Source organism: Kitasatospora sp. NPDC058162 (assembly GCF_042884005.1).
In the GTDB taxonomy this organism is placed as follows: Bacteria; Actinomycetota; Actinomycetes; order Streptomycetales; family Streptomycetaceae; genus Kitasatospora.
Map to the genome: position 1 here is coordinate 16,298 of NZ_JBHVUS010000021.1, position 23,344 is coordinate 39,641.

Below are 23,344 nucleotides of genomic sequence, written 5' to 3' on the forward strand. Positions count from 1 at the left end.
ATCATGACGGCTCAAAATGGTTGGAGCACATCGTCGTCCATGGGTGTCAGCCGCTTTCGTTGGGCATCCAGCCGGTCTGGATCACTGTTCCGGACGGGCGGGACGGGGTCACCTGGATTCCCCGGCCCGGGGGGAGCGGGCGGGGGGTGACGGAGCCCAGCAGGGGGCCTTCCTGCTCGTGGCCGGGGAGGACCACGCCGTGGGGGCCGAGGTCGCAGACCGCGCGGAGGAACGGGTCGGTGGCGCGGGCGCGGCCGGCGCCCTCGCAGCGGCGGGCGACGATCACGCGCACGCCCAAGTCATGGGCTTGCGGGAGGAATTCGACGAGGGAGGACAGTGGGTCGGGCTGGTCCTCGGCGAGGTTCGCGGCGATGAGTTCGTAGTCGTCCACGATGAGGAAGATGTCCTTCTGTCGCCGCCGCTCGACCGAGGTCCGGTGGATGCGCGGCGTACGGCTGCCGACAGCGACCCGCATGATCCGGGCCAGGGCCTCCAGGTCGGGCACGCTCGACGCGTAGTGGACGAGGTAGTCGGGCCGCAGCAGGTCGCGCAGCGTGCGGCGGAAGTCGAACACCAGGAAGCCCACCTCGTCCGAGGTGTAGCGCTCGGTGAGCTGCTTGACCAGCAGCCGGAGCAGCGCGGTCTTCCCCGATCCGGCGTCGCCGAACACGGCGAACAGCGGATCGGTCTCGAAGTCGACGAACACCGGTTCCTGTTCGGCGACGTCCAGCCCGATGGCCACGCCCTGCGGGGCGTCCCCGCGCGGCAGCCGGTCGGCGGCCACCCCGGCGGGGGTGGCCGTTCCGCCCTGCGGCACGAGGAGCGCCTCGGCCCGGCCGGGCCGGTCGAGTTCGGGGTCGGCCGCTTGGATCATCCGGTGCAGCCTCTTTACGGCCGGGCCCGGCTCGATGCCGAACTCCTCGCTCAGCCGACCCTGGAGCCGCCGGTAGGCCTCGATCGCCTCGCCCGGCAGCCCGCAGCGGTACTGGGCGAGCATCAGCAGTGCGCACAGTCGCTCGCGCAACGGATCGTCGGCGACGAGTTGTTCGAGTTCCCTCAGGAACTCCCGGTGCCGTCCGAGCGCCAGCCCGGTCACGTACATATCCTCGACAGCCGCCCTCATCCGCTCGGTCAGCCGCGTGCGCTCCCAGGAGGCGTAGGGCCCGGGAACGCCGTCCAGCGCGAGCCCCTCCCAGAGAACGAGGGCGGACCGCAGCAGCTCGTGCGCCGCGGACAGGTCTCCGGCCTCCTGCGCCTGCGCGGCATCGGCCACGCGCTGCTCGAAGACGGTCACGTCGACCGAGCCCGGCTCAACGGTCAGCAGGTAGCCGTCGCTCACCGACTGGAGGATGTCGACCGCGCCCCGCGGCTGGGTGCCATCGCCCAGGACGTGGCGCAACTGGGAGACGCAGGTGCGCACCGAGGCCATGGCCTCGGCCGGTGGCAGGTCGCCGAAGACGGCGTTGACCAGGCTGGCGATCGGCACCGGTGCCGGGGCGTGCAGCAGGAGGGCGACGAGTACGGCCTGCTGCTCCGGCGAGCCGACGGGCCGCGCCACCCCGTCCCGCCGGACGCGCAGCGGGCCGAGCAGCTGGTAGCTGAGGCGGGCGTCTCCGGGGCGCGTCAACGGCTCGGTATCACGGATCAACTCCTTGACACGGTAGTGCAGTTGGCTGAGCCGTGTTCGCTCCAGCTCCGCCGACGGCCCCGGCAGGTCGGCCAGCGGCGGGCCCTGCCAGAGGGCGAGGGCTTCCAGGGCGTGCAGGCGGGCTGCCGCCCGGCCGCCGGCCGACATCGCCGCCTCTGCCTGCTCCAGGGACCGCTCGAACAGCACGGTGTCGATCTGCTCGGAGGTGACGTTCAGGACCCAGGTGTGACCGTCCGCCAGCTCCTCCAGCACCTCGCGAGGGGCCGGTGAGGTATTGAGCACCCGTTCCAACTCCTGGACATGGAACCACACTTCGTCGATCTCACGAGTGGACGAAGTGTGCTGCGGCCGGACCGCCTCGACCAGTACCTCGGCCCGGACCGGGCGCCCGCGGTACCTCAGCAGAGCAGCGAGCACCGCCTTCCGCTCCGGCGGCCCGAGCTCCACCGGCTCGTCCCCGCGCCAGGCACGCACCTCTCCGAGCAGGGTGAACCGCAGTGGTGGTGGCGTCGCGCGGTCGGGCTGCCGCAGGGCGCCCGAGGATTCGATGCGCAGGGCGACCTCGGCGGCGGACGGCCGTCGGCGCGGGTCCGGGTGCAGAAGCTCGAGGACGAGTCCTTGCAGGGGTTCGGGGACGCCGGTCTCCTGGAGGAGGTTGCCGAGGGCGTGGAGGTCGTCGGCCGGGTTCGCCGTGCCGGCCCCGGTGAAGTCGATCCTGAAGTCGCAGAGGGCCGGGGTGCCGTCCGGGCGGATGAGGATGTTGGCGGGTTCGACCCTGCCGTGGGCGATCCCGTAACCGTGCAGGTAGGTGAGCGCCACGGCCACGTCGTGGGCGATCGAGGCAGCCCCGTGCGGGGGCAGCGGTTCCCCGTCGAGCACGGACCGCAGGTCCGGGCCGTCGATGAACTCCATGACCAGGTAGGCGCGTTCGGCGTCGACTCCCGAGGTCCGGCAGGCGACGATGCCGGGGTGGTCGAGCAGGGCGAGCCGCCCGGCCTGCTCCAGGAACGGCTCCGCCTCCAGGGCGCCGGGCAGGCGCTCCCGGTCGAAGGTCTTGACCGCGACGGTCGTGCCGTCCCGTTCGTCCCGGGCCCGCCAGATCTCGCTCTGCCGCCCCTGGGCGATCCGCTCGATGAGGCGGAAGCGGCGGGCGAGCAGCGGCTGTTCGGCCTCGGGGCGGTGATCCCTGCGCCAGCGGCCCTCGAACTCCCAGATGTGGACGTGGGTGTCCCGGTCGCCGATCGAGGCGAACACGCAGCGGGTCTCGTCGCCGGTGATCCCGACGATCGTCCGCGCCCGGCCGGGGTCAACCACGGCGGCGGCGAAGGACTCGACGGTGGTGGGGTCTTCGGGCTGCCAGCGGTGCAGCCGTCCGGTGGGGTCGACGCCGATCAGGAGAGAGGGCCCGTCCGGCTGGGGTTGCGTGGTCATCGCCCAGGAACGGTCGCTGCCAGGCAGACCGGGCAGCTCCAGAATCACACCGTCGGTCCGCGCGTCCCAGATCCGCATGCGGCCGTCGACGTACGAGGTCCAGATGTACACGTTTCCGTCGGTGTGGACGAATCGGGCCATTGCCACCGGCGGCTCGGGATATCCCCGCTCACCTGCCGCGAAGCCGCCGCCTTGGGGATCCCAGAAGGCGAATCCGGCATCGGAGTCCGCAGTGCAAAGTACGAACATCCGGTCGCGAAGTCCGGCCATCGCGACGAACTCGGTGCCGGAGTCCTCAAGCTCGAACGCCGGCTCGATCTCCTGGCCGGTCGTCACGTCGATGTTGCGAACCAGCCGATCCACACCGAAGACGGCAAGGTAACCTCCCTCATCGGTCGGCATCAGTGCCATCGCCAGGGCCGGGCTGGGCAGCCGGAAGCTGCGGACGTTGGAGTAGGAGTCCCCCGACCCCGAGGCCCCGGTGAGGACGGCCAGTTTCTCGTCGAGGTGCCAGGTCGCCAGCTCGTCCGGGCGCCGGGGCATCCGGTCGAGCAGGTGCTGGAACTCCTGGGCGTGCTCGATCCGTTGGTAGGCGTCGCCGAGGCGGTGGCGGATCTCCTCGCGCAGTTCGGCCTCGGTGAGGAAGCCGAGGGTGATGGTCCGCGCGGAGTCGAGGAAGCGCATTCCCTCCCGTGAGTTGACGTTGACGATCAGGCGGCCCGACCTGGCGGTGAGCAGCGCGGAGAGCTCACGGGGGAAGCCGGAGCCCGGCCGCAGGGCGTCCACGACGATCAGCCAGTCCAGGTGGCCTCCGAGCACCTCGTCCAGGGGGGTGTCGGGCCCGGCCCCGAGGGCGGACCGCAGCCGCTCGAACCCGGTCGTCAGCCCGTCCGCCGTCCGCCCGTTGATCCAGTGGACGAAGGAGTGGCGGTCGCCGTACGACTGGACGTACTCCTGGACGAGTCGGCGTCTGCCCATGCCCGGGGCGGCCTCGACCACCACCGGCCGGGTCTGCGCGCCGCCCGGCGCGCAGGCCTGGACGAGCCGGGCGAGCTCCTGGCCCCGCCCGATCATGCGCGGCGGGTCCGGCGGGCTGACGATCGGCGGCGCCGGACTCAGCAGCTCCCGCCGGATCGCCGGCTTGGCGCCGTCCGCCTTGCCGCTCAAGTGCCGTGCGATCGAGGCATGTTGACCGCCCGCCCCGGCCAGCACCGTCGCCGCGACCTCCGCGAACGGCCGACTGCGCTCCGGCAGTCGGTGCCGTGAGTCCTCGGTCGCGGCCGCGAGGGCGCGGAAATCGAGTGTTCCGCCGAAGGTCGCGGCGACCCGGCCCGAGACCTTGGCGAGGACGTGTTCCAGCACCCGGACCGACTCGGTGCGGGTCAGTTCCCCGAGGAGTTCCTCCCGGACGCCGTCGACGAAGTCGTACACCACCTCGTCCGGGTCGACGGCCTTCTCCCGTACCTCGATCAGCCCGGACAGGAAGAGCTCCGCCAGCTCCCGCTGTCCCGAGGCCGGTACGGTCGCCCGCTGGACCAGTCGCATCACGGGCAGGCTGAGCGGCGCCGCCGCCAGGTGGCAGGCGAGCCGGTAGGCGTTCGGGGAGCTGCCGGCCCGGAAGGCGGCGACCCGGTCGGCGGGCGGGCGCGGGGCCGTGTCCCTGGTGCGCGGGCGCGGTGGTCGGGGCACTCCGCTGAGCGGCGCGGCGAGCATGGGCGTCCAGCCGGTGGTGCGGCCCGCCGTGAGGTCGGCCCAGGGGGCGAGCCAGTCGGCGTCGATCTCCAGGACCGGCAGCCAGCCCACCGCGGCCCGCGCCGGTTCGCCTGCCCGGCCGCGCGGGATGCCGGGCAGGGTGGCCTCGGTGCGCAGGACGGGGACGGGCCGGCCGTGGGTGGCGGCCCGGGCCTCGACCGGGGCGGGGCGCAGCGCCGTCCGGTGCCAGAGCCGGCGGGGCAGCACCTGGAGGGCGGCGGCCGGTCCGGCGGTGGCTGCGCGGGCCAGGAAGGGCACCAGCTCGGGCCCGTACCAGGCCGGTCCGACGCCGTCGGTGAGGACGAACAGGATGCGGCGCCCGTGCGGGTCGGCGAGCGGGCGGGACCAGTTCCGGTCGGGGGTGGCGGGCGGTGGTGCGGCGGTGCGGCGGCGCCGGAAGGGGGTGAGGTGCGGGGTCTCCCGGTCGGTGTCGAGGGACCAGGTGCGCACCTCCTCGAAGGCGCCGTGGCGCTCCAGCAGGGTGGCGAGTTCGCCGGCCAGGTCGTGCCAGACGGCCATGGTGGCGCCGGTGTCGACCAGCAGGTCGACCGAGTAGCGGGGCCTGGTCCGCTGCCAGACCGGGAGCAGCACGCCGGCCTCGGCGGTGGCCTCGGCCGTCGCCTCCTCGTCGAGGTGCAACGGCCTCCGGCCGCCGGGCCGTCGGGTGAGCGGTCGGCGCAGCGGCCGCAGGGCGCGGGCGATGGCGAGGGCGCCGGGCAGGGCGGTGGGCCGGGTGACCTGGACGACCTCGCCACCGCGGGCGGGGTCGCCCGGGCGGTCGGGGTGGGCGGGGTGGGCGGGGGCGCGGCGGGGGTGCAGTTCGACCTTGGGGTCGGGCTGCGGGGTGGTGGGTGCGGGCGGTCCGGGCGGGCCGGGATCGGTGGCGCGGCGGTGGTCCGGTCGGGGGTCGGCGTCGTCCGGGTCCGGGGGCGGGGCGGTCGCGGGCGCGGGGCGGTCGGCCGGCGACTCCGGGTCGGCGTCGGTATGGGCGTCGGCGTCGGGCAGGGGGTCGAGGCCGGCGAGCCGGGAGATCCACAGCACGTCGGCGAGGTCCTGCGGCTGCGGCGCGCCGTCCTCGGGTGCGACGAGTGCGGCCAGCGCCTGCCGCAGCGCGGCGCGCGCCGCCGTCTCCCGGTCCGTACCGAACCCGTCCACCGGCCGCCGCCTCAGTTCTCGTTGAGCGGGCGCAGCAGGACGTCGTGGATGACGTCGCGCCCCGGTCCGCTGCCCCACAGGCCGCGCTCGGCCATCAGCAGCGCGTTGAGCAGTTGGTCGTTGGCGAGGTCGGCGCCGTCCTCGCGTTGGCGGCGCAGGAACTCGGTGATCAGCGCGGCGCGTTGGGACCCGTCCGCGGTGCCGTCCCGGCTGCCGTCCTGACTGCCGTCCTGGCTGCCGTCCTCGCCGAGGTGGGCGGCGACCATGGCGGCCAGCCGTTCCTCGGTGGGCGGCTGGATCTCCAGGCGGACGCAGCGGCGCAGCAGGGCGGAGGGGAACTCCCGCTCGCCGTTGCTGGTGAGGACGACCAGCGGGAAGTGGGCGCAGCGCACGTGGCCGCCGCGGACGACGGCCCGGCGGCCGGGGTCGGCGACGGCGACCTCCTGCGGGCCGGGGCCGAGGCGCTGGAGCTCGGGGATCTCGAACTCGCCCTCCTCGAAGACGTTCAGGAGGTCGTTGGGCAGGTCGATGTCGCTCTTGTCGATCTCGTCGATCAGGACGACGCGGGGGGTGCGCCAGGGCAGCAGGGCGGTGCCGAGCGGGCCGAGGCGCAGGAACTGGCCGATGGCGGGCGGCCGTCGGTCGGTGCCGTCCTGCGGCGCGTGCAGGCCGGCCTCGTGGAGTCGGCCGATGGCGTCGTAGGTGTAGAGGCCGTCGCGCAGGGTGGAGCGGCTGCTGATCGGCCAGCGCAGCACCGGGCCGAGCCCCAGCTCGTGCGCGACGGCGTAGGCGAGGGTGGACTTGCCGACGCCGGGCTTGCCGGTGATCAGCAGCGGGCGGCGCAGGTGGAGGGCCAGGTTGACGAGGTGGACCTCGCGTTCGTCGGCCTGGTAGGCGGTGGCCTGCCGGGCCCGGCCGAGCCGGCGGGCCGTCAGGCCGGCGGCCTCGTCGGCCGGGGGCGGCGGCAGTTCCGCGTCGCTGTCGACCCAGTCGCCGAAGGAGCGCCAGGCGGGGGCGGGCGGGAGCGCGGCGATGCCGTCGTGGGGCACGCCGGTGCCCCGGTAGATCCACCAGTTCTCGGGCATCGTTACCGCCTCGTCCTCATCGGTTCCGCTCCATCGTTCTCCGCTCGGCTGTCGCCCGTGCGGTGGCTTGCCGTGCCGTTGGTTCCTGCGCCGTTGATTCCCGCGCCACCGCTGTCCATCCGCCTCACACCATCCCCGGAAACCCGGCGTCCTGGTCCGGGTCCATGCAGTTCGGATCGTCCCAGAAGAGGGTGACGCCGTCCTGCGTCGGCGCCGCCCGGGTCAGCTTGCGGTGCCGGTGGACGGCCTCCGGCAGGTGGGCCAGGGAGCGCGGGCGGTCGCGGCGCAGGGCGTCGACCACGTCGGTCGGGGCGCCGGGGGCGCGGCGCCACAGCATGGCGGGGACGCCGTCGACCTCCACGGCGTCCAGCACGGCCGCGCGCACCCGGGGGTCGAGTTCGTCGTACGGGGTGTCGAGGCCGAGGCAGGCCACGGTGGGGCGGCCGCCGAGCCAGCCGGGCAGGTCGGCGACCCGCTCGGGGTGCAGGGGCGGCCAGCCGATCCGGTCGGCGGGCTCGCAGTCGAGGGTGTCGGCGAACAGGTGCTCCGACCGTTCGTACCAGGCCTCGGTCTGCAGCCACGGGTTGATGTAGCGGTCCAGGTAGCGGACCACCACCGGGTGCAGCAGTCCGATGCCGATCCGGTGCCGGTCGGGGGTCGGGGACCACAGGTCGGCGCTGTGGCCGAGCAGTTCCCGGGGCAGCAGGAACTCGATCCGGACCGGGCTGCGCTTGCTCCGGCCCAGCTCGGAGAGCAACGTCTGCCAGCCGGCCAGTCGGGCGCTGCCGGCCGCGACCAGGTCCTCCAGGGCGAGCGAGTCGGTGGCGGCCAGGTCGTGGAGGCGTTCGATCGGCCCGCCGGCCAGCGGCTGCCGGTAGCAGGACGCCCGGAGGTGGTAGCGGCTCGCCTCGATGTGCTCCGCGGTCTCCGGTTCCAGCCGGATCTGCACGATCAGGCGGCCGGGCGCCTCCGGCCGGAGCGCGGGGCGGGCGACCGGGACGCTGCCCACCAGGGCGCCCAGTTCGGCGAGTCGGGGGTGCTGGAGCAGCAGCTCCTGATCGCGCGCCAGGCCGTCCAGGAAGGACAGGGCGTAGCCGGCGTCCGGGCCGCCGAACTGGTCCAGCAGCCGCGCGAGGACCTCCGGCAGGGTCGTCCCCTCGTCGATCAGGTTGCGGCCGGGCGCGTCCTGGGGCACGTGGAGGCGCAGCCGCCGCGGGGCGAGCGCCGGCCCCAGGGTGCGCAGCAGGGCGATGACGCGCAGCAGGAGGCCGGCCGACAGACCGGTGTCGGCGGTCAGCGCCAGCACCACCAACTGCAGCCAGGGCAGCGCGCCGTCGTACGGGGCGTGCTCCCTGAGCGCCTCGCCGAGCGAGCGGAGCACCGCCCGGGGGTCGCGGGAGCAGCGGATGCCGCGCAGGATCTCCCGGACGTGCTCGCGCGCGGTGTCGGCCTCCTTGACGTCCAGGTGGAAGAGCTTGGACGACGGGGAGCGGCCCATCGTCTCCAGCACGGCCTGCCGGAACTCCTTCCGGGAGACCCCCTGGAAGTCGAACAGGATCTCGGCCAGCAGGCCCTCGGCCGCCTCGAACGGGACGGCGAGGTGCGGCCCCGGTTCGCCGGCGGCCCACGGGGGTCCGCCGCCGTACGCCCCTGCGCTCATCGGCCCGCCCGCTCCCCCCGACCGTCCGCGGGCCAGCCCCCGGCGGCCCGGCCGACCACGGCCCGGAGCTGCTCCAACGCGCCGTCGTACGGGGCGAGTTCCTCCAGTGCCGTATACAGCGCCCGCAGCGCCGCCGGGGCGTCGCGGTGGTGGCGGCAGCGGCGCACGATGCGGAACAGGTGGTCGCGGCGGTCGGAGCGTTCCTCGGCCTCGAACGGGTGCGGCAGGCCGAGGTGTTCGCCCATCCGCTCCAGCAGGTCGAACCGCCCGTCGGCGCGCGCGGTGTGCGGGACGGCCATCAGCGCCGTCACCAAGTCGGCGTCGGTGGGCGGCGGTTCGTCCGGCACCGGTGGTTCGTCCGCCGGTGGTTCGTCCGCCGCCGCTGCCGCCGTCCGAACTTCCGGGCCGAGGAAGGCGAGCAGCGCGGCCAGCGGCACGTACCAGCCGCCCAGGTCCTGCTTGTACGAGCGGCTGCCCTTGAGTACGCCGCGCACCAGCCCGTCCGGCCCGACCAGCATGCTGCCGCTGAAACCGACCTGCACGAAGCCGGTCACGCCGATGAACTCGCCCGAACGGCCGACGACTTGGAGCCCGACGGTGTCGATGTCGGCGCCCGGGGAGGGCGTGGACCTGGAGTAGCCCAGGGCGGTCAGCCACGTCCCCGGCTCCGCCTCGGCGCCCGCCAGCGGGGCCACCGGGTGACCGGAGCCGGCCGCCGCCGGGACGTCGAGCAGCGCGAGGTCGGGGAACGGTTCGAAGTCGCCGCCGCCCCCGCTGTCGGGCTCGGCCCGGATGGCGCCGCGCGGCACCGGGTACGCGCTCCCCTCGTGCCGCACCACCACGTCGCCGACCAGGCGCCGGTCGTCGAGCACGACGTGCGCGCAGGTCACCACCAGCCCCGGGGCGACCAGGAAGCCGCTGCCCCGGAAGCCCTTCGCCGTCTCGATCCGGACGGTGCAGCGGCGCAACTCCTCGGCGCGGGCCCGGTCGAGGTGCGGGCCGGTCACTCCGCGGCAGCAGGGGTGGCGGCCTCGGCACCGTCTCCTGCGCCCACCGCGCCGCCCGCCCGTTCCCGGCGCGCCGCGAGGTCCCAGGAGAGCTTGACGGTCAGCCCCGCCTCGCTCCCGGCTTCCGCGATGATCCCGAGCAACTGCCCGGACTTCACGGCCAGTTTGAGCCCGAACTCGACCTCGAAGGAGTCCGGCGCCCCGGCCCCGCCCTGGGTGATCGTCTCCGCCGCCCAGCGGCCGATGCCCTGCACCGTGCCGCGCACCTGGTCCAGCGACAGCGCCACCGCCGAGCCGACCCGGGCGGCCCGGTCCCGCAGCCCCACGTCGCCGAACTCGTCCTCACCCCCGGCCGCGGCGAAGCCCACCTCGCCGATCACCTCGGCCCGCACCGTGGTGCCGTCCCCCAGGTCGATCGTCTCCACCGTCACGTCCCCGGCCACGCCGCTCCCCTCCCGAACGTCCGAACCCCGTACCCGCCGCGACCACCGGTCCGCACCGTGCGTCAGTTCCGCACCACCGAAGCGCTGTTGCCGACCGCGACCGCCCCTTTCTGCGCGCGCCACAATACCGCGACCACCGCGCAACCCACCGTTACGGGGTCGGACACCTCGGGCTGCGGGCCGGCAGTGGCAGCGGTGTCAGCGGTCGAAGATCCGGTGCGGGGTGTGCGTGGTGGTGGCGGGCTGGCTGCGGTCCAGGCGGACGCCCGAATACGACTTTCCGGCGCTGCGCACACCGAAGCTGAAGAGCACGGCCAGCACGCCGGACACACCCGACAGGCCCGCACCGGCGCCGCCGCCGCCGATGACGCCGGCGAGGACGACGAGGAGGATCCCCGCCGCGAGCAGGAGCCAGCCGAACGTGCTGCGGGTCCGCTGCTTCTGCACGGCGGTCGGCACGGATTCCACCACCACCCTGACGGGACCGCGGCAGTCTCCGCAGAACGTCTCGACGACGACGGAGCCCGACTCCGGGCGCCGGCTCGCGCCGAGCGGGAACAGGCGCCACTGCGAGTTGTAGGTCGTGCTCCGCACCCCCTCGGTGCGGGTCATGCTCGTTCGGTGGCCCAGGCGGAACTTCGACACTTCAGTGGGCACGCTCATGGCTCTCGCTCCGTCTCCCCGTACACGGTCCCCCACGCGGCCGCGCGAGCCGCGATGGTAACAAGCGCGCGTGTACACGAAGAGGCCAACGGGCAACGCCCGGGCGGCGGGTCAGCGGCCCGGGCGTCGCGTCAGTGGCTCGGCTCAGCGGCTCAGCGGGTCAGTGGCTCGGCACCGCCTGTTCCGGGGCGAGGGAGTTGCCGGCCGGGATGTTCCCGCAGTCGGAGGGAGCCGGGTGGCCCGCGAAGCGGTCGTTCAGCCAGCCGAGGGCCGTCGGGGCCCAGACGACGGGGACGCCGAAGTGGCTGAGGAGGTCGTACTGCTGGTACGCAACCGGACTGGTGCCGGTCGCGCAGTACTGCCGGGCGAGCGCCCGCACGTCCCCGGCGACCGCCACGCCGTCGCCCGTGCCGATGCCGGCCGGGTTGGCGAAGGTGCCCTCGAAGACGCCGCCGTTGCCCTGGGCGATGGAGGCGGGCACGGTCGGGGTGGGGGCCGAGCCGAGGTTGTTCCGGTTGACCGACTCGACGAATTCCGGCACGGAGTTCGGGTCGGCGTACTGGGGCTTGGCCATCGCCTTCCAGGTCAGCCCGGGGTAGTGGCCCAGGGCGTCGACGATCGAGCCGTGCTCCAACTGCCGGTAGACCGAGAGGCCGTAGTCGCTCAGGTAGGGCGTGAGGTCGATGCCGAAGGAGCGCGAGGCCCCGATCAAGGCCAGCGGGGTGATCCCGCTCCACACCAGCGAGCCGTCCACGTACTTGAGGTTGTGCGCCGGGTCGACCAGCAGCCCGCCCTCGGTGTAGCCGACCAGCTTGGCGTTCACCTCGGGCGCGTAGCCCGGCGCGAGCGCGGCCGCCCAGTTGGTGGCGACGGCGCCGCCGGAGTACCCCATCAGCCCGAAGCGGGTGTCGGAGTCCAGGCCGGTCGCCGCGGACCTGGTGGCGGCCCGGATCGAGTCCAGGGTGTTGGTCCCGTACTCCGGCCCGGTCGCGAGGTCGGCGCTCTGGCCCTCGGTGTCGGGGATCACCACGGCGTAGCCCTGGGCGAGCACGGGCACCAGGAAGACCGCCTCGACGTGGGGGATCAAGCCGCCGATGCTGACGTCGCCGGCCACCGCCCGGGAGGGGCTGTCGGCCGGGTTGAGCGAGTCGTAGAAGGACTGGTACGACACGGCCTTGCTGCTGTCTCCGGTCAAGCTGCGCACCACGGTGGTGACGTTGGCGGCCGGGCGCCCCTGCGCGTCGGTGGTGCGGTAGAGCAGTTGGACCGCCGTCACGGGGGTGGGCAGCCCCAGCACGTGGTACGGCAGCGTCCGCGTCTTGAGCACGGTGCCCGGCGCGAGCGAGGCCAGCGGCGTGCTGCCGTCGTAGGAGTAGAACGGGTCGCTCGCGGCGGCGGAGCTCGTGGCGGCGGGGCTCGTGGCGGCGGAGCGCGCGGCCGCTGCGGCCGGGCCGGCGGTGACGGCCGTGGCGGTGGCGGCCAGGGCGGCGGTGACGGCGGCGGCGAGCAGCCGGGACGTGCACTTGCGCATGGTTCCCCCGGGTCGTGGAAGTCCTGATGGTCCGTCGAAGAGCGCGGGTTACCAACTAGTAGCCGGCGCCCCGGAGAACATCATGTCGGTGACCCGTCACATTGTCCCCGGGTCGGGCCACAAAAATTAGCGACACGGGTTGTGACTGGTCACAAAGTGACCCACCGCGCGGCGGCCGCCGCGCGGTGGGTGCGTACCCGCCGGGGGTTACAGGCTGTGGGTGAGGTGGTCCGTCAGCAGCCGGGTGAAGCGCGCCGGGTCGGGCAGGTCGCCGCCCTCGGCCAGCAGGGCGCTGCCGTGGACGAGTTCGGCGATGTCGGTGAGGGCCGGATCGTCGGACTTCGCCCGGTGGGCCTGGTGCAGCGCGGTGATGAGGGGGTGGGTGGGGTTGAGCTCGAGGATCCGCTTCACCGCGGGGAGGTCCTGGCCCATGGCCCGGTACATCTTCTCCAGGGTGGGGGTCAGGTCCTGGGCGTCGCCGACCAGGCACGCGGCGGAGGTGGTGAGCCGGGTGGAGAGGCGGACCTGCTTGACGTGCTCGGCCAGGGTGGTCCGCAGCCAGCCGAGGAGGTCGGCGAAGTCCTCCTCGCGCCGGGCCTTCTCCGCCTTCGCCTCGTCACCGCCGTCGGCGTCGGTGTCGTCGCCGAGGTCGACCTGGCCCTTGGCGATGGACTGGAAGCGGTGGCCCTCGAAGGCGGGGACCTGGTCGGTCCAGACCTCGTCGACGGGGTCGGTGAGGATCAGGACCTCGTAGCCCTTGGCCGTGAAGGCCTCCATGTGCGGGGAGTTCTCCACCATCTGGCGGTTCTCGCCGGTCAGGTAGTAGATGGTGTCCTGGCCGTCCTTCATCCGCGCGACGTACTCGCGCAGCGTGGTCTCCTGCTGCGCATCGTGGGTGGAGGCGGCCGAGACCAGCTGCAGCAGCGCGTCCGTGTTGTCGCGGTCCTCGAGCAGGCCTTCCTTGATCACCCGGCCGAACTGCTCCCACGCCGTGGTGTAGGCGTCGGCGTTCTTGGCCTGCATGTCCTTGAGGGCGGCGAGGACCTTCTTGACGAGGCGCCGGCGGACCGCGGTGATCTGGCGGTCGTGCTGCAGGATCTCGCGGGAGACGTTCAGCGACAGGTCGTGGGCGTCGACGACCCCCTTGACGAAGCGCAGGTAGTTCGGCATGAGCGCTTCGCAGTCGTCCATGATGAACACGCGCTTGACGTACAGCTGCACGCCCCGCTTGGTGTCGCGGGAGAACAGGTCGAACGGGGCCTGGGCCGGGATGAACAGCAGCGCCTCGTACTCGAAGGTGCCCTCGGCGCGCATGTGGATGGTCTCGGCCGGGGGCTGCCAGTCGTGGGTGATCTGCTGGTAGAACTCGTGGTACTCGGCCTCGGTCACCTCGCTGCGCGGGCGGGCCCACAGGGCCTTCATCGAGTTCAGCGTCTCCGGCGCGGCGGGGGCGCCGTCGACCGCCTCGTCCACGGCATCGGCACCGGCATCGGATTCGGCACCGTCGGCGGCGGCTTCGGCGGCGGGGACGGCGGCAGGCTCGGCGGCCATCCGGATGGGCCAGCGGATGAAGTCCGAGTACTGCTTGACGATCTGGCGGATCTTCCACCCCGCGAGGTAGTCGCCGAGCCCGTCCTCGCCGTCCGCCGGCTTGAGGTGCAGCGTGACCGAGGTGCCCACCGGCAGGCCGTCGGCCAGCCCGATCGTGTAGCTGCCCTCGCCGTCGGACTCCCACGCGGTGCCCTGCTCGGTGCCGGCCCGGCGGGTCTGCAGGGTGACCTTGTCGGCGACCATGAACGCCGAGTAGAAGCCGACGCCGAACTGACCGATCAGGTTCTGCGCCGCTTCCGCGTCCTTGGCCTCCTTGATCTTGGCCAGCAGGCCGGCGGTGCCGGACTTCGCGATGGTGCCGATCAGCTCGACGACGTCCTCGCGGGTCATCCCGATGCCGTTGTCCCGCACCGTCAACGTGCGGGCCTGCCGGTCCACCTCCAGGGTGATGTGCAGGTCCGAGGTGTCGGCCGCGAGGTCGGTGTCGGTGAGGGATTCCAGGCGGAGCTTGTCGAGGGCGTCGGAGGCGTTGGAGATCAACTCGCGCAGGAAGATGTCCTTGTTCGAGTAGATCGAGTGGATCACCAGCTGCAGCAGCTGGCGGGTCTCCGCCTGGAACTCCAGCGTCTCGGTCGGGCTGCCCACGGGAAGTGTCTCCATTCTGTTCGTACGCACGTGGCGACAAGGATACGGAGGCCACCGGCCCCCGTCAGCCCCTGCTCAACCCCCGTCAGCCCTGGGCGCTCAGCCAGCGGCGGAAGGCGAAGCGCAGGCGGCCGGGGGTCGGGCGGCCGGCGACGACCGCTTCGAAGCGGCGGTGCTCACGGGCCGCCCGGAGCACCGCGAGGTCGTGGGTGCCGGGTGCGGGCGGGGCCGGTTCGGCGTGCTGGGCGGCCCGGTAGCTGTCCAGGAGGTGCTGGTGCAGTGCGTTCATGCGCCCACCGTGCCGCACGGCCGCCCCGCCGGTCCCGCCGATTGACGACCCCCGTCAAATGACGAGGTCAGCGGGCCAGGCACCATAGGAGGGTGAGCGTGACCATCGACATCACCGGACTGCCGCACGAGCGGATCGCCTTCCACCCCTCGCCGCTGGCCGAACTCGGCAACGCGCTGCACGCGCTCGCCGAGCCCGCCCACCACCCCCGGCTGCACGCGTGGACGACGGCGACCTCCGGCGCCCTCGAACCGGAACTGGCCGGCCGGATGCTGGAGGCCGACTTCATGTGGCGCTCGACGCGCTCCGACTTCCTGATGCCCGCACGGCCCCGGCAGACCCTCGCCGAGGAACTGGACGACCTCGACCGGATGCCGGACGAGAGGTTCGTCGGCGCGGCCCTGGAGATCTCCTGCAGCACCACCCACTACCCCAAGGGCCTGCCGTCGCCCCTGGTCGACGCGTGGTCACGGCGCCGCGCGCTCGACCTGGCGGCGGCCCGCGGCCCGCACCAGGCGGCGTTCGTCGAGCGGATGCTCGACGACCCCACCGGCACCCGGGCGTGGATCCGGCGCCTCCTGGAGGACTGCGACCGGGCGTTCTTCGCCGACACCTGGCGCCGGGTCCGCGTCCAACTCGCCGCCGACGCCCAGCAGAAGACCGAACTGCTGCGCCGCAAGGGCCTGGCGGAGGCCCTCACGGCGGCGTCACCCGCGCTGAGCCTGGAGGAGGACGAGCACGGCAGCCGCATCGTCGTCGACAAGCTCGTGCACGGCCGCACCGACGCCCGCGGCACCGCCGTCACCCTGCTGCCCAGCGTCTTCGGCTGGCCGCACCTGTTCACCCTGTACGGGCCGGGCTGGCAGCCCGTGATCCAGTACCCGGCCGCGGCCCACGAGATCGGCGGCGCCGAGCCCGTGGAGGCGGTCAGGCTGCGCCTGGACGCGCTGACCCACCCGATGCGGATGAACCTGTGCCGCAGCCTGGCCCGCGCCGCGTACTCGACCAACGAACTGGCCGACGCGTACGGCCTCACCGCCCCCGAGATCTCCCGCCACCTCACCGTCCTGCGGAAGGCCGGGCTCCTCGTCACCCGCCGCCGGGGCCGCTACGTCCTCCACCAGCTCGACATCTCCGTCGTGGCCCGGATCGGCAGCGACTTCCTGGAGTCCGTGCTGCGCTGAACCCCACCCGCCCCCGCCGGCGGTGGCCCGGGGCGCCCGCAGCGCCCACCTCGGCGGCGGCCGGGCGCAAAGCCGTTGGACGGGCCCGCGCCGGACGTGGGATCTTGACGATCATGATGGACATCACCGCCCAGTTCCGGCTGACCGAGGCCGACTTCCGAAGAGCGATACGCAACAGCCCGGCGGCCCGGGGGATGTCGGTCTTCGGCGTCCTGTTCTTCCTGATCGGCCTGCTCACCCTGGTCATCGATGCCGAGCCGAAGATCTGGCTGATGATCTTCGGCCCGGCGCTCCTCGCCTTCGTCGAACTGGCTGTCGTCCGCCAGGCCGCCCGGAAGAGCGCTCCGCTGCTCGCCGAGCCCTGGACCGTACGGATCACCGAACAGAACTACGCCCTGACCACCGCCGTCAGCCAGGCCGAGGTCGCCTGGAGCGCCTACCGCCAGGTGACCGCGCGCTCCGGCTTCTGGTACCTGCAGCAGACCAACAAGGCCGTCGCCTTCCTCCCCCAGCACGCCTTCGACGAGGCCCAACTCGCCCAGGTCTCAGCCTTCTTCGCCGACCGGCTGCCGCCGCTCAAGCGCCCCTGGTACCTCCCCTTCGGCTGATCCCGCCCGGAGTGCGAACTCCTTTGCAGGACCGATGGGTTGGAACCCCGCCGGGCCCTGGGCGCGCTGCACGAGCTCGCGCACCGCGGCGGCCTCGGGCACGCCGAGGCGGGCGAAGACGTCGTGCGCCTCCTCGAGCCGGGCCAGTCCCTCCGTCGGCCGGTCCAGGCGCAGCAGGGCCTCCCCGAGGGCCGCGCCGGCGAGGCCCTGGCAGTAGGCGGCGTCCAGCCCCTCTGCGAGGGCGAGCGCCTCGGCGGCGGCTTCGGCGGCCTCCGGGGTCCGGTCCACGGCCAGCAGGGCGGCCGCCAGGCGGGCGAGCGAGTAGCCCTCCCAGATCTGGATCTGTTGGGACCGGTACAGCATCAGTGCCTCGCGCAGGCAGTCGACGGCTTCGCCCGGCGCTCCGATCGTGGCCAGCGAAACGCCGAGCTGGTACAGCGCATGGGCAAGGGCCACCGCGCTGCCCGTGGCCCGGGCCGCCTCGACCGCGGCCCGGGCCGACCGGATTCCTGCTCCGGGCTGCCCGGATCGCACATAGGCCCTGGCCATGTTGGCCAGGATGCGGGTCTCGATCACGGCAGCTCCGGCGCTCCGGCTGATCTCCAGTGCCTCCTGGAAGAGCGGCAGTACGTCGCCGGACCGGTCGGTGGTGCTGAGCACGACGGCGAGCCGGAGGGACACGATGGCCCGCAGCCGGGTCCCGTCCTCCGGCCCCAGGTGATCGAGGCTCTGCCGGTAGGCCACCTCGGCTTCCCGGAATTGCCCCGCCCACGCGCACAAGTCGCCCTGCACGTACCGGATCCGAGCCAGCAGGGCGGGATCGCTCTCGTGCTGTACCACACGCTCGAGGACCGCCCTCAACTGCTGGGTCGGCCCCCAGTCCTCGAGCAGCTCATGGAGCGCGACGACGAGTTCCACCGCCGGGAGCACCGGCCCGTTCCCGGAACACGCGGCATCGACGGCGCCGAGGATCAGGGGTCGCTCGGCGATGAGCCAGTCCCGGACGCCTCGGCTCCCGCCCGCCAGCGCGAGAGGGGGGACGGGCGGGCCGTAGAGGGGATCGGGCAGTTCGTCATCGAGCTCCAGCTCCCGCACCGCAGCGCACGCGGTGGCGAGCAGCAGGTCCAGCAGCCGACGCAGCGCGGCCTCCTGTTCGTCGGCGTCGCCGATGCGCTCGTTCTGCCGCTGCGCGTAGAGCCGCAGCAGGTCGTGGAAGCGGTAGCGCCCGGGGGCGTGGCTGTCCAGCAGGTTCGCCTCGGTCAGGCTTTCGGCCAGGGCCTCAGCGGACTCCTCCGGCAGGTCCAGCAGGGCCGAGGCCGCGAACAGCGGCAGGTCGGGCGAGTTGGTCAGGGAGAACAGGCGGAAGGCGCGCGCTTCCTCCGGGGCCAGCTGGCCGTAACCCAATCCGAGCGTGGTCTCCACCGCCAGGTTCCCGAGTTGAAGTTCAGCGAGCCGACGACGCTGGTCGGCCAGCCGCCGCGCCAGGTCGGCGACGCTCCAGCGCGGCCGGCTGGCCAGCCTGGCGGCGGCGATCCGCACGGCGAGCGGTAGGAGCCCGCAGGAGCTGACCACCGCGAGAGTGGATTCCGGTTCGGCGGCGACCCTGGCCTCGCCCACGATGGCGGCGAACAGCGCCAAGGCCTCTTCGGGGGTCATTTCCTCCACGTCCCAGAAGGACGCACCGAACACCTCGGACAGCCGCGAGCGGCTGGTGACCAGAACCGCGCTGCCGGGCACGCCGGGGATGAGCGGCTGTACCTGGTCGGCGTCCCGGGCGTTGTCCAGCACGACGAGCACCCGCCGGCCGGCCAGCAGAGATCGGTAGAGCGCGGCGCGCTGCTCGTGCGAGTCCGGGGGCTCGTGCACGCCGAGTGCGTAGAGGAAGTCGCCCAACACGGCCGTCGGATCGGCTGGGCTCGAACCGGCGCCGCGCAGATCCGCGAACAGCTGACCGTCCGGGAAGTCGGCCCGGACGTCGTGGGCGGCATGCACGGCCAACGTGGTCTTCCCCACCCCGCCGATCCCGCACAGCACGTGCACCCACACCGCCAGTCCGCTACCCCGTCGCAAGGCGTCCGTCAGGGAGGCGAGCAGATCGGCGCGCCCGGTGAAGTCCGCGACCGACGCGGGGAGTTGCGCCGGGGGCGGCGGAGGCTGGAGGGCCTCGGACTCCGGGCGGAGGGGGCCCGAGGCCGGGTCGGCGAGGAGCGAAGGGTCGGCAGCGAGGACTCGGGAGTGCACGGCGGCCAGCCCGGCTCCCGGTTCGACGCCGAGTTCGTCGATCAGCAGCTTCCGGGTGTCGGCGTAGACGCCGAGGGCCTCGGCCTGGCGCCCGGCCCGGTAGAGCGCGACCATCAGCAGCTCGCGCAGCCGCTCGCGCAACGGGTGTTCGCCGGCCAGCTCGGTGAGCTCGGCGACGATCTCGGCACCGGCCCCCAGAGCCAGTTGGGACTCGAACCGGAGCTCCTGTCCGGCGACCCAGCTCTCCAGCAGCCTGAGCCGCAGCGCGTCGATCCTGGGCCCGGGCAAGCCCACGAACGGGCGGCCCTCCCACAGGCCCAGCGCTGCCGTGGCCTCCCGGACGGCACCGGCGTGATCTCCCGCCGCACGGGTCGACCTGGCCTCGGCGAGTCCGTCCTCGAACACGTGGAGGTCGACGGACTGCCTCGGCAGACGCAACACGTAGCCGTCGTTCCTGCTGACGAGCCGGCTCGGGGGCCGGCGCACCTCTCGTACGGGCTCCAGGACCGACCGAAGCCGTGAGACGTACGTCCGTAGCGCGGCGACGGCCTGCGGCGGGGGCCGGTCGCCCCAGAGGCCCTCGACCAGTTCCTCGGTCGACACCGGCTGGCCGAGCTGTGCGGCGAGCATCGCGAGCACTGCCTGCTGCTGGGGTGAGCCGAGCGAGAGCGAGGTCGTTCCCCGCCAGGCCTGGACCTGTCCCAGCAACGAGATCCGGGGCTCTTCCTGGGCGGACGGCGCCGGAGCGACCCGGACAGCCGGCGCAGCCGACCGGGTTACGGGTTCGCCCGCTGCCGGGCCCGCCTCCTCCGCCGGGCGACCGCCCGGCTGCCCCTGTCGCAGCCCCCAGGCCTGGGCGGCCCGGCCGGACTCTTCCAGGGCTTCCTCGAGTTGGGCCCGGAACCGTTCGTGTTCGGGGAACTCGGCCACCAGTGCCCGCAGCTCCGGGAGTACCGTCTCCGCCCGGCCGTCCCGCAGGTGAGCATCGATGCGCAGGGCCAGTGCCTCCAGGCGCAGTTCCTCCAGTCGGCGCCGTTCGGTCTCCAGCCGCCCGTGGGTCCGCACGCCGCCCAGGGCCGGTCCGCTCCAGCAATCCAGTGCGCGTTGGAGCAGAGCGGACGCCGGCCCCGGTCGTCCTTCGGCAAGGACTTCGCCGGCCTCGGCGGTCAGTGCCCGGAACCGGGTGGCATCCACGGCGTCGGGGGTGATGTCGAGTGCGTAGCTCTCCAGCCGCGCGTGTCGGGTGACGGTCAAGGGAGCGCCGATCGTGCGTAGTTCGCCTCGCAGTCGACTCACCAGGGAGTGCAGTTGCGCCCGGGCGTTCATCGAGGCGTCATCGCCCCAGATGTCGAGGACGAGCTGTTCGACGTCGACCGGCTGCCCGGGGGTGAGCAGCAGGGCGGCGAGCAGGGCCCGGCCGTTGGCGCCTCCGGCCCGCATGGCCACGCCGTCGACGGCCAGCGTCACGGGCCCGAGCAGACGGGCTTCGACCGTCACCATTCCTCCTCCAGCGCGCCGGAGAGGATCCGTTCGCGTTGCCGCAGCAGTTGTTCCGGCACCCGCGCGTACTGCTGCTCCCAACGCGCCACTTCCTCGTCGAGGAGCGCGAGGGCGCGCCGGCGGGAGCCGGTCAGGAAGAGCGCGGTGGAGAGCAGCACCACGATGACGTCGTTGCCCGGGTGTTCGAGGTTGAGCTGCTGGAGGTCGATGACGGCGTCGGACACGGCACCGGTCCTCATCCGCACCCGGGCCGCCCTGGTCCGGACGTCCTGGCAGAGGTCGACCAGCCCCTGGCGGATCGCCCGTACGTAGGGGGTGGGTTCCAGGTCCGCCAGGGGTTCACCGCGCCAGCGGGACTGGGCGGTGATGCACATCTCCAGGGCCCCTTTGTAGTCGCCCTTGTCCTCCAGTTCCCGCCCCCGGTCGGCCCGCCGTTGGAAGACGAGCGCGTCGACCGCCTCGGCGTCGATGTACAGGGCGTAGCTGGCCTGTTCGCGGGAGTGCCCCGGATAGCCGGCCAGTTCGGGTACCGAGGCGCCGGCCGGGGTGTGCTCCCTGAGCTGTCGACGCAGGTGGTGGACATGGACCTGGATGGCATCGATGGCGGTGGCGGGCGCGCCCGCCGGCCACAGCCGGTCCCGGATCACGGCGACCGGGACGGCCTGTGAGCGGGCGAGCAGGAGCAGTGCCAACAGGGCCCGTCGCTGCGGCGGCCCGAGGGTGATCGGGGTGCCGGCCCGGCGGGCGCTCACCGGCCCCAGCAGGAGGAACTGAAGGTCTGTCGCCACCCAGGCACATTAACAGAGCACTCAGTGGTCGTTAAGTGCCGTGACAGAGCGGCTGTTTCGCTCTTGTTTAGCCCTTGCGGGGATACTGGATCCAGACGCCGTGTGACTTGTCCAGTCCGACGTCCGTTGCAGGTGGGAGCCCTCGGGGGTGGTAGCCCGAGGGATCTCGCCTTCTCGTGCTTTCCCCAACACTGTTGCGGGCAATCCGATGTGAGCTAGCGTCAGCTTCGTCGTACGACCGGACGGTTCACCCCTCCTACCAAGGGGTTTCGCGGACTCCGCTCCGTCCGCCGTGCGCTGTGGAACCAATCGGACTGGACACTCACGCCAAAGGGACTGAGCCGCATGCAAGTTCAGACGTCCGCTCTCCTCACCGCCGGGGTCGTCGCCCTGACCTTCTTCGCCCTGGTGGGCTCCCTCGTGTGGATGCTGCGGGGCACGCGGCGACCGGTGGCCGTGCTGGCCGTGGTCGTCACGCTCCTCGGGGCGCTGCCCACGATCCTGTACGTCTTCTCGGTGATCGCCGCCCCGGCGGGCCACACCGGCTGATCCGCTCCGTCTGCACCACCGCTCGTCCCCGAACCGCGCGCACCGCGGCGCTCCGCATCGACGGAGCCGGCCGGTGTCGCGCGGTTCGGCCGTTTCGCAGTTCGTGCGGCTCCGGTTGAGCACCTCCGGTTGAGGGTCTCCGGTTGAGCGTTTCTGCGCAGAGCGGGTGGTGACGAGCTGAGAGCCGGGGGCCGTCATGCGCGAAACTGTGCGCAGGATTGACATGAACCACCCGAAGCAGCAAGCTGCTCTTTCGAAACTGCTCAAAACCTGCGTTCTTCAAGCATCTTGGATCATCCGATCAAGCACGCACGAAGGCGGTATCTGCGGTGGACAAACGTGTGCTGGCCCTCGTCTCGGCGTGTGCCCTGGGGGCGCTCGCCCTCACCTCCTGTGGCAGTGGCGGCGGGGGCGGTGGGGGTGGTGGGGCGGACGCCGACGGGAAGGTGACGCTCAAGCTGGTGGCCGCCGACTACGGCGACAAGGAGTCCAACAGCTCGAAGAACTACTGGAACGGGGTCGCGACCGCCTTCACCGCGGCCAACCCCGGCATCAAGGTGGACGTCCAGGTGGTGAACTGGAACGACATCGACAAGCAGGTCAAGACGATGATCCAGAGTGGCAACGTGCCGGACGTGCTGCAGACCGGCGGGTACGCCGACAAGGTCGCCGACGACCTGCTGTACAAGGCGGAGGACGTGCTGTCGCCGAACACCCGGGCCGATCTGATCGACAGCTTCGCCGAGGCCGGCCAGGTCAAGGGCGTGCAGTACGGCATCCCGTTCGTGTCCTCGGCGCGGGCCCTGTTCTACAACAAGGCGCTGTTCCAGCAGGCCGGGATCAGCCAACCGCCCACCAGCTGGGAGGAGTTGCGCAAGGACGCCGAGCTGGTGAAGGCCAAGGTGCCCGGGGTCACGCCGTACGCGCTGCCGCTCGGGCCGGAGGAGGCCCAGGGCGAGAGCATGATCTGGGAGCTGGGCGACGACGGCGGGCCGACCGGCAAGGACGGCGCGTACACCCTGAACAGCCAGGCGAACATCGACACCTTCCGCTGGCTCAGGTCCAACCTGGTCGACCCGGGGCTGACCTACGCCAACCCGGCCACCACCGACCGCAAGACCGCGTTCGCCGACTTCGCGGCGGGCAAGGCGGCCATGCTCAACGGGCACCCGTCGCTGATCCAGATGGCCCAGGACGGCAAGGTCGACTACGGGGTGGCGCCCATCCCCGGCAAGAACGGCCCGCTGGCCTCCACCCTCGGGGTGGCGGACTGGATGATGGCCTTCAAGAAGAACGGGCACCGCGACCAGATCCGCAAGTTCCTCGACTTCGCGTACACCAAGGGCAACCAGGTCGCCTTCGACGAGACGTACAACCTGATGCCGGTCACCAAGAGCGCGCTGGGCGAACTGACCACCGGGGGCAAGCACCAGGACATCGCGCCGTTCTTCGCGCTGCTGCCGCACGCCGTCTTCTACCCGCTGGGCGACACCACCTGGGACGCGGTCTCGGCCGAGATCAAGAAGTCCGTCGGCAGCGCCGTCTCGGGCGACCCGGCCAAGGTGCTCGGCGACCTGCAGAAGAAGGCCCAGGACGCGGTCGCGAACAAGTGAC

The 23,344-nt window shown here is 72.7% G+C and carries 15 protein-coding genes; 4 read left to right on the plus strand and 11 right to left on the minus strand.

Going from position 1 to position 23,344, the window contains the following annotated elements; translation table 11 throughout:
• Nucleotides 1–46 precede the first annotated feature (46 nt).
• From ACFVXG_RS29840 to ACFVXG_RS29880, 9 genes are all read right to left on the minus strand, one after another.
• A complete protein-coding gene (locus tag ACFVXG_RS29840) occupies nucleotides 47–5,986 on the minus strand; it encodes an SAV_2336 N-terminal domain-related protein (RefSeq protein ID WP_387931717.1) in 5,940 nt (1,979 codons plus the stop codon).
• Nucleotides 5,987–5,997: 11 nt separating this feature from the next.
• Complete coding sequence (locus ACFVXG_RS29845) at nucleotides 5,998–7,071, minus strand: AAA family ATPase (RefSeq protein WP_387931719.1); 1,074 nt, start codon at nucleotides 7,069–7,071, stop codon at nucleotides 5,998–6,000.
• A 124-nt stretch (nucleotides 7,072–7,195) separates the two neighbouring features.
• Nucleotides 7,196–8,731, minus strand: coding sequence for a hypothetical protein (locus ACFVXG_RS29850; RefSeq protein ID WP_387931721.1), 1,536 nt, complete (start codon nucleotides 8,729–8,731; stop codon nucleotides 7,196–7,198).
• The gene (locus ACFVXG_RS29855; RefSeq protein WP_387931723.1) at nucleotides 8,728–9,738 is read right to left on the minus strand and encodes a trypsin-like peptidase domain-containing protein; all 1,011 of its coding nucleotides are present in this window, start codon (nucleotides 9,736–9,738) and stop codon (nucleotides 8,728–8,730) included. The genes ACFVXG_RS29850 and ACFVXG_RS29855 overlap by 4 nt, the downstream gene beginning before the upstream one ends.
• On the minus strand, nucleotides 9,735–10,181 hold the full coding sequence (locus ACFVXG_RS29860; protein WP_387931724.1) for a CU044_2847 family protein: 447 nt from the start codon (nucleotides 10,179–10,181) through the stop codon (nucleotides 9,735–9,737). Before ACFVXG_RS29860 ends, ACFVXG_RS29855 begins: the two co-directional genes overlap by 4 nt.
• A gap of 198 nt (nucleotides 10,182–10,379) precedes the next feature.
• Complete coding sequence (locus ACFVXG_RS29865; RefSeq protein WP_387931726.1) at nucleotides 10,380–10,793, minus strand: hypothetical protein; 414 nt, start codon at nucleotides 10,791–10,793, stop codon at nucleotides 10,380–10,382.
• A 211-nt stretch (nucleotides 10,794–11,004) separates the two neighbouring features.
• Entirely contained in the window at nucleotides 11,005–12,375 is a 1,371-nt protein-coding gene (locus tag ACFVXG_RS29870) for a lipase family protein (RefSeq protein ID WP_387931728.1), read from the minus strand.
• A 207-nt stretch (nucleotides 12,376–12,582) separates the two neighbouring features.
• Complete coding sequence (htpG, locus tag ACFVXG_RS29875) at nucleotides 12,583–14,571, minus strand: molecular chaperone HtpG (protein WP_387931729.1); 1,989 nt, start codon at nucleotides 14,569–14,571, stop codon at nucleotides 12,583–12,585.
• A gap of 85 nt (nucleotides 14,572–14,656) precedes the next feature.
• A complete protein-coding gene (locus ACFVXG_RS29880) occupies nucleotides 14,657–14,860 on the minus strand; it encodes a hypothetical protein (protein WP_387931731.1) in 204 nt (67 codons plus the stop codon).
• Between the two features lie 92 nt (nucleotides 14,861–14,952).
• Here ACFVXG_RS29880 and ACFVXG_RS29885 point away from each other — a divergent pair, with 92 nt between their 5' ends.
• Both ACFVXG_RS29885 and ACFVXG_RS29890 read left to right on the plus strand, forming a co-directional pair.
• Nucleotides 14,953–16,044 carry a DUF5937 family protein gene (locus ACFVXG_RS29885; RefSeq protein WP_387931733.1) on the plus strand — a complete coding sequence of 364 codons (1,092 nt, stop codon included), beginning with the start codon at nucleotides 14,953–14,955 and terminating at the stop codon, nucleotides 16,042–16,044.
• 113 nt (nucleotides 16,045–16,157) lie between these two features.
• The gene (locus tag ACFVXG_RS29890) at nucleotides 16,158–16,652 is read left to right on the plus strand and encodes a YcxB family protein (RefSeq protein WP_387931734.1); all 495 of its coding nucleotides are present in this window, start codon (nucleotides 16,158–16,160) and stop codon (nucleotides 16,650–16,652) included.
• On the opposite strand, the gene ACFVXG_RS29895 is transcribed toward ACFVXG_RS29890, so the two are convergent.
• Together ACFVXG_RS29895 and ACFVXG_RS29900 are read right to left on the minus strand one after the other, a co-directional pair.
• Nucleotides 16,590–20,393, minus strand: coding sequence for a BTAD domain-containing putative transcriptional regulator (locus tag ACFVXG_RS29895; protein ID WP_387931736.1), 3,804 nt, complete (start codon nucleotides 20,391–20,393; stop codon nucleotides 16,590–16,592). The two genes, ACFVXG_RS29890 and ACFVXG_RS29895, sit on opposite strands and share 63 nt — an antisense overlap.
• Nucleotides 20,387–21,181, minus strand: coding sequence for a BTAD domain-containing putative transcriptional regulator (locus ACFVXG_RS29900; protein ID WP_387931738.1), 795 nt, complete (start codon nucleotides 21,179–21,181; stop codon nucleotides 20,387–20,389). The genes ACFVXG_RS29895 and ACFVXG_RS29900 overlap by 7 nt, the downstream gene beginning before the upstream one ends.
• Nucleotides 21,182–21,526: 345 nt before the next feature.
• Here ACFVXG_RS29900 and ACFVXG_RS29905 point away from each other — a divergent pair, with 345 nt between their 5' ends.
• Complete coding sequence (locus ACFVXG_RS29905; RefSeq protein ID WP_387931740.1) at nucleotides 21,527–21,730, plus strand: hypothetical protein; 204 nt, start codon at nucleotides 21,527–21,529, stop codon at nucleotides 21,728–21,730.
• Nucleotides 21,731–22,059: 329 nt separating this feature from the next.
• Nucleotides 22,060–23,343: an extracellular solute-binding protein gene (locus ACFVXG_RS29910; RefSeq protein WP_387931742.1), complete on the plus strand. Its 1,284-nt coding sequence runs from the start codon at nucleotides 22,060–22,062 to the stop codon at nucleotides 23,341–23,343.
• The last annotated feature ends 1 nt before the right edge of the window (nucleotide 23,344 follow it).